At 37.3% G+C, this 12,874-nt stretch carries 10 protein-coding genes; 2 read left to right on the plus strand and 8 right to left on the minus strand.

Annotation, left to right across the window (positions count from 1 at the left end; translation table 11 throughout):
• The 8 genes from HMPREF9078_RS12000 to HMPREF9078_RS08655 all read right to left on the minus strand — a co-directional run.
• Nucleotides 1-5,313, minus strand: a 5,313-nt coding sequence (locus HMPREF9078_RS12000; protein WP_009420320.1) for a hypothetical protein, incomplete at its 3' end; no start/stop codon positions are given.
• A gap of 214 nt (nucleotides 5,314-5,527) precedes the next feature.
• The gene (glyA, locus tag HMPREF9078_RS08625; protein ID WP_009420321.1) at nucleotides 5,528-6,802 is read right to left on the minus strand and encodes a serine hydroxymethyltransferase; all 1,275 of its coding nucleotides are present in this window, start codon (nucleotides 6,800-6,802) and stop codon (nucleotides 5,528-5,530) included.
• Between the two features lie 103 nt (nucleotides 6,803-6,905).
• Nucleotides 6,906-7,724, minus strand: a complete 819-nt coding sequence (locus HMPREF9078_RS08630) for a ZIP family metal transporter (RefSeq protein WP_009420322.1) — start codon at nucleotides 7,722-7,724, stop codon at nucleotides 6,906-6,908.
• A gap of 8 nt (nucleotides 7,725-7,732) precedes the next feature.
• Nucleotides 7,733-8,233, minus strand: a complete 501-nt coding sequence (locus HMPREF9078_RS08635) for a GNAT family N-acetyltransferase (protein WP_009420323.1) — start codon at nucleotides 8,231-8,233, stop codon at nucleotides 7,733-7,735.
• Complete coding sequence (gene dapF / locus HMPREF9078_RS08640) at nucleotides 8,230-9,021, minus strand: diaminopimelate epimerase (RefSeq protein WP_009420324.1); 792 nt, start codon at nucleotides 9,019-9,021, stop codon at nucleotides 8,230-8,232. Before dapF ends, HMPREF9078_RS08635 begins: the two co-directional genes overlap by 4 nt.
• A gap of 24 nt (nucleotides 9,022-9,045) precedes the next feature.
• Nucleotides 9,046-9,408, minus strand: a complete 363-nt coding sequence (locus tag HMPREF9078_RS08645) for a four helix bundle protein (RefSeq protein ID WP_009420325.1) — start codon at nucleotides 9,406-9,408, stop codon at nucleotides 9,046-9,048.
• A 144-nt stretch (nucleotides 9,409-9,552) separates the two neighbouring features.
• On the minus strand, nucleotides 9,553-10,395 hold the full coding sequence (locus HMPREF9078_RS08650) for a phosphatidate cytidylyltransferase (protein WP_009420327.1): 843 nt from the start codon (nucleotides 10,393-10,395) through the stop codon (nucleotides 9,553-9,555).
• 6 nt (nucleotides 10,396-10,401) lie between these two features.
• Complete coding sequence (locus HMPREF9078_RS08655; RefSeq protein WP_009420328.1) at nucleotides 10,402-11,004, minus strand: LUD domain-containing protein; 603 nt, start codon at nucleotides 11,002-11,004, stop codon at nucleotides 10,402-10,404.
• Nucleotides 11,005-11,538: 534 nt separating this feature from the next.
• Between HMPREF9078_RS08655 and HMPREF9078_RS08660 the strand changes: the two genes are divergently transcribed.
• On the plus strand, nucleotides 11,539-12,309 hold the full coding sequence (locus tag HMPREF9078_RS08660) for a Rossmann-like and DUF2520 domain-containing protein (protein ID WP_034543376.1): 771 nt from the start codon (nucleotides 11,539-11,541) through the stop codon (nucleotides 12,307-12,309).
• Nucleotides 12,290-12,808: an HAD family hydrolase gene (locus tag HMPREF9078_RS08665; RefSeq protein WP_002671200.1), complete on the plus strand. Its 519-nt coding sequence runs from the start codon at nucleotides 12,290-12,292 to the stop codon at nucleotides 12,806-12,808. The genes HMPREF9078_RS08660 and HMPREF9078_RS08665 overlap by 20 nt, the downstream gene beginning before the upstream one ends.
• The last annotated feature ends 66 nt before the right edge of the window (nucleotides 12,809-12,874 follow it).

A 12,874-nucleotide genomic window follows, 5' to 3' on the forward strand; every position in this document is an offset into this window, starting at 1 on the left:
GGTTATCGTATAAGTATCGGCTTTGGCAACAATTCGCGTAGTGCCTACTTTTACAGTAGCTGTGGCTGTGTCGCAAACGGTTATACTATTTTCGGTAAGACAGATTTTGTACTGAATAGTATAAGTACCCGATTTAGTACCTGCAGGTACTGATATTTTACCTGTAGCGATATCAAGAGTTGGTACATTAGTTCCTCCAGTAGCAGGGGTTACTATCGTAAGCTGTACATTGCTTATAGTAGCTTGTGTACCTCCTACTCTATCATTTTGCAATACATCAATCACATCATTAGCTCCATTGCCTCCATTGATGATACCCGTATGCGTATCGTCTACAGCATCAATTTGCAATACTTTGATAGTGCTTGTTTTGGTAACGGTGTTGCCTAATGGGTCTTTACCTACAAAGGTAATAGTTACTATCGAAGTGTTACACCAATCCGTCGGTTTCACCGCAGTGTAGTTGTGGGTAAGGGTAGCCGTACCACAAGTATCGGTAACTGTAGCTTGGTTGAGCCAATTGCCTACAGTTGTTGCTATGTTAGCATCATCGCAAGCAATGGTTAAAGATGCTGGTACAGTAAGGCTTAATGTATTGCTATAGACTACATTCACTGCTGCACGGAGACTTTCACAACTGCCATTTCTCTGAGCTACATAGTAAGTACTACCCGCTACCAAAGGTGTTGTATTTGCTAGAGGTGTTGTGCTGGTAGCTGTAGCATACCATACTATATTAGCACCTTGCGGTTGCAAGGAAGCTATGGTGGCATTACTACAGAAAGATTGGGTAGTTTGGGTAACTGTAGGAGTGGCAGGACGCTGCAAAAGTGTAAAGGTAATAGGAGCCTTTTCACTCACACATTTCCCAATATCGCGAAGGGTGTAGTAATAAGTGGTAGCAGCGTTAAGAGCTGTAGCATCTGCTTCCTCTACATATTTATTTTGACCATTAAGTGTATAGATTTTCACTTCATTACCCTGCAAGGCTACTTTCAAATCCCCTATAGTAGCATTGCTATTGCACAATGATAAAGAGACTGGCTGTGCTAAAGTTTTACCTCCTAATGATTTTGAAAGGTATATCCTTTCTTTTCTACTTTCACAAGTATCTCCTGTGTTTTTTATAGTATAGAAATATTCCATACCTGCTGTCCAATCTATATTATCATTGTCATTAACTTCCATAGATAGAACAGCCTGCTGAGAGTTTGTCTTTAATCTTTTATAGATTTTGATATTATTTCCTGTTAATTTAGCTCTTATAGTCGATACTTTATCTTCTTCACACACACTTATAGCTACCGAAGTAGCTATAGCACGATTAATATCGGCTACAACTATAATTTTCTGTCTAACTGACTCACATTTTCCTGCTTCTTGCAAAGTATACGAAAAACTATCATTATTTAGAAATACTTTATCAGTAGGTTGTACCTGAGGAATATTATAAGGTCCAAAACTTTGATACAATTTAACTGTCTTACCTGCGTACTTTGTTTGAAGGTAATTCATTACTACAGCATAAGTAGTATAATAAGATAGGTTTTCCACCTCATAATCACATACTACTAAACTTTCTACTGGGGGTATGGAAGTTATAGGGGTGAGAGTGAGGTTTATATTAGCCGAAGGCGTTTCACAAGTACCCACTTTATAGGTATAAGTATACTGAATACCTGTTTGCAACACATCATCGTTAGAAAGTAGGGTTGTACCCTTATAAACAGCTACTTTATTTACATCGGAAGTAGATGGCTTAGCAATTTCTTTCTTCAAGTCGGTTATGGTAGTTCCTTCACAAAGTGTTATGGTTTTATCACCTTTAGAAGAGGAGGAAAGACGCATAATATTCACTTGTGCAGGTGAAGAAAAACAGAAACTATCACCTATATGTTTCCCTTTTATGTAATACTGATTATTCCCTTCGGATAGGGACAGCGATGAAGAGGTAATTCTATTCGTTTCATTAATTGCATCTACAGAAGTAGGATACCACTGAAACTCAAAGTTATTACCAAACATAGATGCTGTTATACCTGTGTTTGTGTTTTTAATAATTGTTTCAAGCTCTGCCAATGTTTTAGTTGCTTCACAAACATTTATACTTGTAGCATAGATTTGTTTATAAGTTTTTACTTCTAAAGTAGCTTCTGTTTGTGTAATCACGGAACCACAAGCCGATTTTATGCGGTATATAAAAGTATGTTTTCCTACAAGTGCCGGACTCATTTTTATCATATCTTTTACTCCTAAATAATCCATCCTAGTAGTAGAAATCAATCCATCTTTATCAATTATATCATAAGAAACACCAGCCTCAAAAGAAGTAGGAACATCTTTAAAGAGTTTATTTACATCATAAATATTATTAACACTATTGTTTATCTCGTCTAAACACTCCACTCTATTAACCGCTATAGGAGCTTTATAAGTTTGGCTATAAGAAGCGTGAGCATTGAAACGAATAGTGTCAAAACCATTGAGATTTTGCTCAATACAGCTTTTTACTGTAGGGTCAGTAATATTAGTGAGTGTTAGCTTCAAGCTAAAAGTATTGTCGAGGTCGGCTTGAGTGAGATTGTTTATAACAAGCTCATTACTTGTACTCAATACAGTCGTAGGTTGATCGTTGCGATACCACTGATAACTAACTCCACTTATTTGTGGCACTGATAGCACACCTTTAGAACCAACACAATAAAACTCTTGATTTTTTTGTACAGCAAAAGGAGCTATTTGTGAAAGTGTTTCTTCATAAACTTTCCCTTTGCCACAAGAATCTTTTACCAAAAACTTATAGCGAGCTTGAGGTTTAGAAGCATCTATATTGATAAAGAAATTGTTATCGGAATTGTTTTGATACACAGCATTTGTAGTACTACCATCTATCTCTGCTTCTGATAGTTCATATGTATAAGGAGGCACTCCCCCTTGTGGAATAATAGCTATATGATATTTTTGAGCTCCTCCTATTGCGGAACAATCCATACGCACTCCCTTAGGTTGTTGCATTTCACCCTCGGTAAATTCGTGTTCAGCTACCACACGGGTACATTCTTTAAATCTATTTCTACTATCAGGTTGTATAGAGCGCAACACGCGATATTTACCTTGTTGAGGATTGGGAATATTGAACTCAAATCTATCTCTTCTTGCATCAAGAAAAGTATCTCCTCCATAATAACCATAAGTAACAGATGCCCATCTATTCTCTTTAGTATCATAGCGTTCTAAAGTATACTCTATACCTTCAGCAAGTGAATAAGAAGTATTTCTTTTCACTATCAATTTAGGATTACAACCATCTTGCCATTCAAAGGTAGTATTCTCAGTACCTCCCGTTTGCACTTTTAGAGTTCCTGTTTTATTACACGAGCCTGACCATTGCACATTGTAAACTCCTGCGGGGAGCTTTATTCTCCACTGTTGTGCTCCCGATCTATAAGCTTCAGTAATATCAATTGGTAATGCGACAGGCATTAAGGCACTATAGTCAGCAAAACGACTATCTTTCTCATAAGAAATAATTTCAACTTTAGTAATGGTACCATCAGTAGTATTTCCTCTTTCAAGCACTACTTCTTTCCAAAGAGAATTATTGTCAGGAGCTCCTGAAAAATCACTACAAGTGCCATAGACTTTAGCTTTTAATTCAAAAAGTCCTTGAGAAGTAGCATAGCCGTTATAACTAAGATCTTTAGTAGTATTCGTACATTCATCTACCACTTTAAATTTGTAATTACTACCTTCTTCTACAAACTTTGCAGGCAATAATGTTTTTCTACCATCAGTATTTTCAAAGAATTTCACCCATTTGTTTTGCAAAAGTGGATTAGTAGTTGTTATTTTATAAAAACCTGCCGCCTGATAATCAAATCCTGCAGGAGCATTTTCTAACACCGTATAGAAGTTCTTTAAAGGTTGTAAATTATTACTATTAGTAAGAACAAGTTTTTGATTTCTACATCCCGTAGCAAGATCATCTTGAGCAGTACCTATTCCTACCCCTGTAATAGGCAAAAAAACCTCTTTTTCAGTTTCAGAAATAACATCCTGTTTACCACAAATAGTATAAGTACCTTTAAGTTTCCATTTACCTGATTCATAAGGGATATTATTATTTGAAAGTTTGAGAGGTCTTAGAGAAAAACTATTTTCTGTTGGAGTAAAATTTTCTTCTAATTCTTGCTTGTTATTCACTACAAAAGAGAAGTGATACACCTTATTAGAAGGTGAAGTCATCTCAAAAGTAAAAGCAAGTGGATAAGGAATTAGGTTTTTTTCAACCATTTCTCTCGCATCTTTCACATAAAGTTCTGAGGTAAATGAAACCATATAAGGGCAATTCGCTTTAGGAGAAAAACCACTATGATTAGTTACTTTAAAAACTCCTAATCTTTTAACTACCTTATACGTTTGAGTAGAAAAGTTACCTCCACTAGTACCACAAACGTCATACACACGCACTTCATAAGTAGCTCCTTCTTCTACATCTTTAAATATAGGAGAAGTTTGATTTTTTATCTCTACATTATTTTTGAGCAAAGTAAAAAATAGGGGATAACTGTTATCAACTGAACCTCCTGCCTTTCCTTTTTTAGTATCTACATAAATAGCCATTTTGCCAGTACACACATCGGCTACACTACTCAATTGAAAATCGACATGTTTGGTAAGCTTCTCTATTTTTACTTTTTGTGTATAGGTTTTACTACTGTCATTCTTGTTTACCGCTTTTACTTCGTAGGTACCCGCATCTAAACTAGTATAAGAATGTCCTGCCAATTGCTCAAAATTGCCATTAGGCTTTTTGAAGAAGAAATTGTAATTGGCATTATCATCATCCACCATATTCATATGCACTGCTCCTGAGTGTGCACACCATTCATGTTCGACACTGAGAGAAAGTTTGAGTTGAGTATTGGGGGTAATTACATAATATCGCTTATTAACATCGCGATTGTCCAACGATTGATAAGCACAATCGCCGTTGGTAGCCCTAAATATAAAGCTCTGCTCAGTAGCTACCTTCCCTACTGGAATCTCAATAGTGAGTTCCTCAGGCATACCTGTGTAAAGTTTGCTATAAGCAACACCAGTTGCCTTATCTATAAATGAATAGGTAGTACCTTTCAGAGGATTTTTAATGAAGAATGAAGCATTACTGCCTTTGGTTACCTCTTTATGGTAATAAATATGGGTTCTTTCCAACCCTTTTAATACGTTTTCATCACACGACTGTGCTTGCCCTTTTACAAATAGAAATAGTAAAATAAATAGCGATAACTTAATAGTTAAATGTTTGTACATTTTGAGTTTTATAATTGTTTCGTTAGTGATTTTCGGGGTGCAAAAGTAGGGAAAATTTTTCACATACAAAATATTTTGAGTAATATTTTCTTTTTCTTCTCAACTATTGTTACTTTTTCTACGAAACTGTGCAACAAAAAGGCTCTTACTAAATCCAAAAAACTTAGTAAGAGCCTATGTTTATACTTTATTTATATAAGTAGCCTATAATTTACTAATATGCAAACAAAGGTCTGTCTTCCATAAACATATTTACTTCTTCTGCTATTTCTTCAAGCACTTCATCATTATCTCGATTAGTAATCGCACGGTCTATAAAGTCGGCAATGCGTTCCATATCAGCTTCTTTCAGTCCACGAGTAGTGATTGCTGATACTCCCACCCTAATACCACTGGTTACAAAAGGCGAGCGAGTATCAAAAGGCACCATATTCTTGTTCACAGTAATATCTGCTTTACCAAGGGCTTCTTCTGCTTCTTTACCACTTACATCTTTATTGCGCAAATCAATAAGCATTAGGTGATTGTCAGTTCCTTTTGAGATGATATCATAGCCTTTTGCTAAAAGAACAGATGCTAATTTACGCGCATTCTTTTGCACTTGTATAGCGTAATAGAGAAAATCATCAGAAAGAGCTTCGCCAAAGGCTACCGCTTTTGCTGCAATGATATGTTCCAAAGGGCCTCCTTGGTTACCTGGGAATACCGCACTGTCTATGAGTGACGACATCATTCGCACTTCTCCCTTAGGAGTCTTTATACCAAAAGGGTTCTCAAAATCTTTACCCATCAAGATAAGTCCTCCTCGAGGCCCTCGCAATGTTTTATGAGTAGTAGTAGTTACAATATGGCAATACGGGATAGGGTCGTTCAAGAGTCCTTTGGCAATGAGCCCCGCAGGGTGTGCAATATCAGCAAAGAGGATAGCACCTATCTTATCGGCTATTTCCCTAAAGCATTTAAAATCGATATCACGAGAATACGCCGAAGCTCCTGCTACTATCATTTTAGGGTGCTCTCGTTCCGCTATTTCTAATATATTGTTGTAATTGAGTCTTCCTGTTTCCTTTTCTACCCCATAAAATACAGGTTCGTACAATCTACCTGAAAAATTCACAGGTGATCCGTGTGTAAGGTGTCCGCCGTGTGAGAGGTCGAAACCGAGAATTTTATCGCCTGGTTTAAGGCAAGTAGCATAAACTGCCGCATTGGCTTGCGAACCGCTATGAGGTTGTACGTTAGCATATTTAGCACCAAAGAGCACTTTAGCTCGGTCTATAGCTATTTGTTCTATCTCATCTATTATCTCACAACCACCATAATAGCGCTTGCCTGGGTAACCTTCGGCATATTTGTTAGTAAGTACAGAACCTGCTGCTTCCATCACTTGGTCACTCACAAAATTCTCTGAAGCGATAAGCTCAATTCCTAACTCTTGGCGCTCTCTTTCGTCTTCAATCAGTTCGAAAATATCAGTGTCTCTTTGCATATTAAAAATATTTAATGTTTAATACTATTCTCATTGCTTCTTTTTCTGGGCAAATATACATATATTTTCAGTATCAAGCAAATATTCGTGAAGAAATATCTTCTTAGCCCAATACTACGTCCATTGCCATCATCACTACAAAACCTATTAAAAAGCCTATGGTAGAAACATCGGTGTTCTCATTTTGCTGGGCTTCAGGTATTACCTCTTCTATCACCACATAAATCATAGCTCCTGCCGCAAAAGCAAGGGCATAAGGTAGTATCGGGGTAAAAAAGAGTACTGCAAAAGCTCCCAATACTCCTGCTATGGGTTCTACAATAGCCGAAAGTTGCCCATAAAAAAAGCTCTTACATCTACCCACACCCATACGTCTGAGTGGCATCGCTACCGCTATTCCTTCAGGAAAGTTCTGTAGCCCAATACCGATAGCAAGAGTTACCGCTCCCGCAATAGAGGCTTCGGGAATACCAGCGGCTACTCCTCCAAAGAGTACCCCTACTGCCAATCCTTCGGGAATGTTGTGCAAGGTGATAGCTAAAATAAGTAAAGTAGTTTTTTGCCAATCGGTTTTAATACCTTCTGTTTGTTTGAAGTTGGCGTGAAAGTGTGGTAATAACTTATCTAATACATAAAGAAAAAGTGCTCCCATAAATATCCCTACCGTAGCAGGTAGAACCTTTATAAAGCCTTCACCTTCTGTCATATTAATAGAGGGTATTATCAAACTCCACACACTGGCTGCCAGCATCACCCCTCCTGTAAAGCCTAGCATACCATCTAACACGGTCTTGTTTTCTTTCTTAAAAAAGAATACCACTGCAGCCCCCAAAGCTGTTACGCTCCACGTGAAAATGGTAGCGTATAAGGCAGCAAGTATAGGGTTTATGGTCTCTAAATAAGTAATAATATCTCGTATCATTTTATGACTTATCTGAAAATATTTTGGTATAATAACATATCTTTATAAACTCCTTGACTGTAAAGCCAGTCTTTTTGTACACCACTGCAACTAAATCCTACTCCCTCAAAAAGGCGTATACTCACCTCATTATCTGCAGGGATATAAGCAATCAGTTGGTGTAAGTCTAAGTATTGTTGCGTATGAGCTATCAACTGTTGCAAGGCTTCTTTGGCATAACCTTTCCCTCGATAGACAGGCAAAAGAGCTATCCCCACAGCTGCTCTACGGTGCTTCGGACTAAAATCGTATAAATCTACACAGCCCATAGGCGTTCCCTCTTCAAACACTATCACATAGCGGTACTGCTTAGCTTCGTAAATATCTTGATGAGCGTGCTGTATATAGTCTTGCAACAAATGTTTGGCAAAAGGTAATTGGGTTTCACTTACCTCCCACAAACTCTCTTCATTTTCTAACTGATACAAGAAATCTATATCCTCAGGTTCTAACGCTCTTAACTTTATCATTCTTTACCTCTTAACTCTTCTATTGTTCCTTCAAACACAAATTGAGCACTACCACTCAAATAGATATTCTCATACCCCTCTCCTACTCTATCGAAAGCCACTTGCAAGTCACCTCCTCGAGTGTGCAGGGTAATCTGTTGTGCATCGGTTTCTCCTATGTGATAAAGAGCAATCGCTACGGCTGTAACCCCTGTACCGCAAGAGTAAGTTTCATCTTCCACTCCACGCTCATAGGTACGCACTTTAAAGCCTATCTCTCCTTTGCTTACAAAATTCACGTTACTACCGCCCTGAGTAGCATAAAGTTCTCCATAGCGTATAGTAGCTCCTTCGCTTTTCACGTCTACGGTATCTACCTCTTCCACCCATTGCACGTGGTGAGGCGACCCTGTATTTAAGAATACGTAGCCTTTGTGTTCTTCTACCTCAGTTACATTTTTCATTTGCAAGCGCACGTAGCTATCTCCTTCAATCGTAGCACGATGCTCCCCATCTACAGCTATAAATAGCGTTTCGTGTTCTATAATACCCAATTGTTTCGCAAAAGCCACCACACAGCGCCCCCCATTGCCACACATCGTACTTTCACGTCCGTCAGAATTGTAATACACCATACGGAAATCATACTGCGGGTCGTCCTCAAGCAATATCAGTCCATCGGCTCCAATACCAAAACGCCTATGACACAATTGTGCCACAAGCGTTTCGTTTTTTTTAGGAAATACCCCTTTGCGATTGTCTATCATCACAAAATCGTTCCCTGTTCCTTGATATTTGTAGAATTTCATCTTATTTAGATAAAAAATAAAAACTTAAACTCTATTGAGTCTTTCTTTATTTGTTTTAACTGATTGCACAAGCATACTTACAATTTCTTTACAATCATTATTAATTGCATTATATTCTTTTTCTGTTAAAAACTCTGTTTTAAACAAAAGTTCTAACCAATAAATTGTCTCTGCTCCTTCTTTCAGCGCAATACTAGTTTTACTTAAATAGTCAACATCTGAAATAGCAAACTCTTGCTCTGATAAGTTTGCTCCAATACTTGTCCCTGATCTCAACAATTGTTTGGACATAACGAACTCTTTCTTTGTTTCTTTCAAGTATTGATATAAATGTACAATCCTCACTGCAAAATCTTTCGATTTTTCTCTTACAATGCTTTTACTCATTTTGTTGGTCTTTTATTAGTAGTTTTCAAATTCTTTTCTTCTTTTTTCTACTCACATAACAAACTTCAAGTTCTCTATTTTTTATTTAAATTTGTATCTGTCTCTGTTTTTTACCTTTTACCTTTTACCTCTTACCTTTTACCTTTAAAAAAGGTCAAAAATTAGTAGCGTTAAGTACGCAAAAGGCGAGGCAAAAATAAGGCTATCCAGGCGGTCGAGTAAACCTCCGTGTCCTGGCAGTATCGTCCCGCTGTCCTTTACCTTAGCAGTTCGTTTAAAGCTAGACTCTACCAGGTCGCCTACCGCACCGGTAACCACCAAAATCACTGCCAACATAAGCCATTGCCATAGTGGTCTGCCACTGTAATACGAAATAGCCGTAGCGATAAGCATCGCCCCTATGAGTCCGCCCACAAAACCCTCAATAGTTTTCTTAGGCGAAATGCGCTCAAAGAGCTTGTGTTTGCCAAAGGCTTTGCCTGTAAGATACGCAAAACTATCACTCGCCCATATAATACACAACAGTCCTATCATTGTAATTTGCGACTCGTTGTTGAATATATTCTGATAAAAATAATTAGGATTCGGATTATTCTCATATTTGTAAATCAGAGGCATAAATATACAACCGCCTCCTATATACAGTAGGCTAATAAGCAGTTTTGTATTGTTACTTTGCTTGCGGATAGGCGTTTTTTCGTTGAAAAGCATCATCGTGAGGTATATATTGGTAAGCAAAGTAGCCAAAAGCAGTATATAAACCGAGAAAGGATAAGTTTTTAAGTGAATAAACAGCCACCAAACCAACAAAAAAAGCAAAAATATATGCAATTCCTTTAATCTGATAAGCCTTTTAAACTCAAATAAACAAATAATACCAAAGGATAAAAACAAGAAGTCAAAAGCATCAGCATTGAGCATAATCGCCGATAGCAATAGAAAGACATAAATAAAGCCTGTAATGGTTCTTTTGAAGAGTTCGTTCATAAATTATTATTTATCAATAGGTAAATCTTCTAAGAGTATCAGGTACGTCCTCTTAGAACTCGTGCCGTAATGGTTGATACTATTTTTCTCAGGGTCATCGGTAAAACTTTGTAGCGTAATGAGCCCCGTAGGAAATTGTTGTGGGTATTTGTTCTTTATGCCTCTCATTCCTTCAGGGATATCTCTCACCATCTGACTCGTTTTGGCAAAGACAATGAATATTTCAGGTAATTCATTGATATTCTTATGCCTCAACTGATGCGAAGAGAGCATAATCCCGCCCAAAGTAGTGATAAGATACTCACAATCCGTCAAATACACGTTCGAAGTTTCGATATCGGCAGTAAACAGTGGCGTGTGTTCTTCAAACATTGTTTTAATAGTGTGAGAAGCATTACTACTCATCTTCACATATACGCCCAACTCTTTCAGTATATGCCGAAAAACCTCTTGCACCTGTATTTCGGTAGTGCAATAAATAAACTTTCCGCCATTTTTAGTAAAGTTCATCGCAAATTGCTCATCAGCAGGAAGCTGTTCATTTAACTTGCGTGCTTCATCTTCACTTTTTATATCATTTCTTTTAAATAATCTTCTAAATAAATTCATTGACAATCCGTTTTTTACAATTGGCAATCTAACTAATACTTAATCTTCTTATCCGTTGAAAATCAACAAAAGAAGTTTTTTATTCCATTCATATCTGCCTAGCAGATAATACAATGAGCCCTATTTTTTTGCAAATATATACAAAATAAATGAATCTATATACTTTTTCTATAAAATTTGTCATTTGCTTTTATTTTCCTACCTTTGTGCCCTTACTGAATATATGATATTTATTTTTTTGCGTTTTTTTCGCCAAAAACGCAATTTTAACATTTTTTTCTCAATAAACTAAATACAGCTTTTTTCCGTTTGATATTCAGCTTAATACCTTCTTTCCTTCGCCTTAGCTTCGTCTTAGGTTCGTCTTACCTTCGTCTTAGGTTCGAGTAAAGTAGGGGTAAAGTAAAAGATAAGAACTAAAAATATTCATTGATTATCAACCTTTTGTATTTTTGAGGTGAAAAAACAGAACCTTGTCTTTTTTTGAAGAATATTCGCGAAAAAGCAATTTTTAACATTTTTTTTGCAGTCAATATGGCTATTAATATTAGTATCATAGGAGGAGGCAATGTGGCTTATCACCTCACCAAAGTTCTCTATCAGCTCCCTGAGGTGCACCTTCGGCAGTTGTATAACCGTAGTGAATTTAGTCCTGAGTTTAATGATTTTCAGGTAGATAAAATTCACAGCCTTACCGACTTGCGCCCCACCGATATATGTATTATAGCCGTGAAAGACGAAGCTATTAGTGAAGTTTCAGCCTTCCTTCCTTTCGAGGGGCAATTGGTAGTGCACACCTCTGGCAATACCCCTATGGAAGTACTCTCACCCAAAAACCGACGTGGCGTATTTTACCCTTTACAATCCTTTTCAAAAAGCACTCAGGTCGATTTTTCAAACATTCCTTTTTGTTTAGAGGCTGAACATACTGAGGATATGAAAAGATTTCTATACCCATTAGCTCAAAAGCTTTCCACAAAGGTGTATCTGCTGAGTAGTTACCAACGCAGTATAATGCACCTATCGGCTGTTTTCGTTAATAATTTCACCAATCATTTGGTGGCTATCAGTCAAAGAATATGCAAGGCACACGCCATTCCATTTGAAATATTAGAACCTTTGCTCAAAAATACTTTCGAAAAACTCCAAACAATGCCCGCCCTCGAAGCACAAACAGGACCTGCACGACGTGGCGACACTCAAACTATTGCTAACCATTTAGCTTTGCTTGCAGGTTATGAACGAGAAATATACAATATAATTACAAAATCAATAATAAACACCTATGGAAAGAAAGAACTATAAAGAACGTTTAAAGAACATCACAACTTTTATTTTTGATGTTGATGGCGTATTTACCAATACTCAAGTGTTTGTAAATAACGACGGCGACCTATTGCGCAGTATGAATATGAAGGACGGATTTGCAGTAAAAACAGCTATCGCCAAAGGGTACACCATATGTATCATTACAGGAGGAGGTAACGTAGGCGTACAAAAACGCTTCGAAAACCTCGGTGTAAAAGATATCTTTATGCTCCGTCACCAAAAGCTCGAAACCTTTTTGAAATACCAAAAGGAAAAACATCTTAAAAGAGAACAAATACTTTATATGGGTGACGATATGCCCGATATCCCTCCAATGAAGCGAGCAGGATTGGCTATTTGCCCCGTAGATGCCGTGCCCGAAGTAAGAGCCGTATCCGATTATATTTCGCATCTTGAAGGCGGACAGGGAGCTGTGCGCGATATTATAGAACAAGTGCTTAAAGTGCGTGGCGATTGGACTTTTGAAGATAAATAATCCCACTTTACTTATTATATAAAGGGCTGTCTACCTTGCGGTAGACAGCCCTTATAATTAGATGAT

This window comes from Capnocytophaga sp. oral taxon 380 str. F0488 (assembly GCF_000318255.2).
Classification (GTDB): Bacteria; Bacteroidota; Bacteroidia; order Flavobacteriales; family Flavobacteriaceae; genus Capnocytophaga; species Capnocytophaga ochracea.

Coding starts and splice junctions, on each gene's coding strand:
- glyA (WP_009420321.1), bottom strand. CDS start 6,802: ATGCAAAGAGACACTGATATTTTCGAACTGATTGAAGACGAAAGAGAG.
- HMPREF9078_RS08630 (WP_009420322.1), bottom strand. CDS start 7,724: ATGATACGAGATATTATTACTTATTTAGAGACCATAAACCCTATACTT.
- HMPREF9078_RS08635 (WP_009420323.1), bottom strand. CDS start 8,233: ATGATAAAGTTAAGAGCGTTAGAACCTGAGGATATAGATTTCTTGTAT.
- dapF (WP_009420324.1), bottom strand. CDS start 9,021: ATGAAATTCTACAAATATCAAGGAACAGGGAACGATTTTGTGATGATA.
- HMPREF9078_RS08645 (WP_009420325.1), bottom strand. CDS start 9,408: ATGAGTAAAAGCATTGTAAGAGAAAAATCGAAAGATTTTGCAGTGAGG.
- HMPREF9078_RS08650 (WP_009420327.1), bottom strand. CDS start 10,395: ATGAACGAACTCTTCAAAAGAACCATTACAGGCTTTATTTATGTCTTT.
- HMPREF9078_RS08655 (WP_009420328.1), bottom strand. CDS start 11,004: ATGAATTTATTTAGAAGATTATTTAAAAGAAATGATATAAAAAGTGAA.
- HMPREF9078_RS08660 (WP_034543376.1), top strand. CDS start 11,539: ATGGCTATTAATATTAGTATCATAGGAGGAGGCAATGTGGCTTATCAC.
- HMPREF9078_RS08665 (WP_002671200.1), top strand. CDS start 12,290: ATGGAAAGAAAGAACTATAAAGAACGTTTAAAGAACATCACAACTTTT.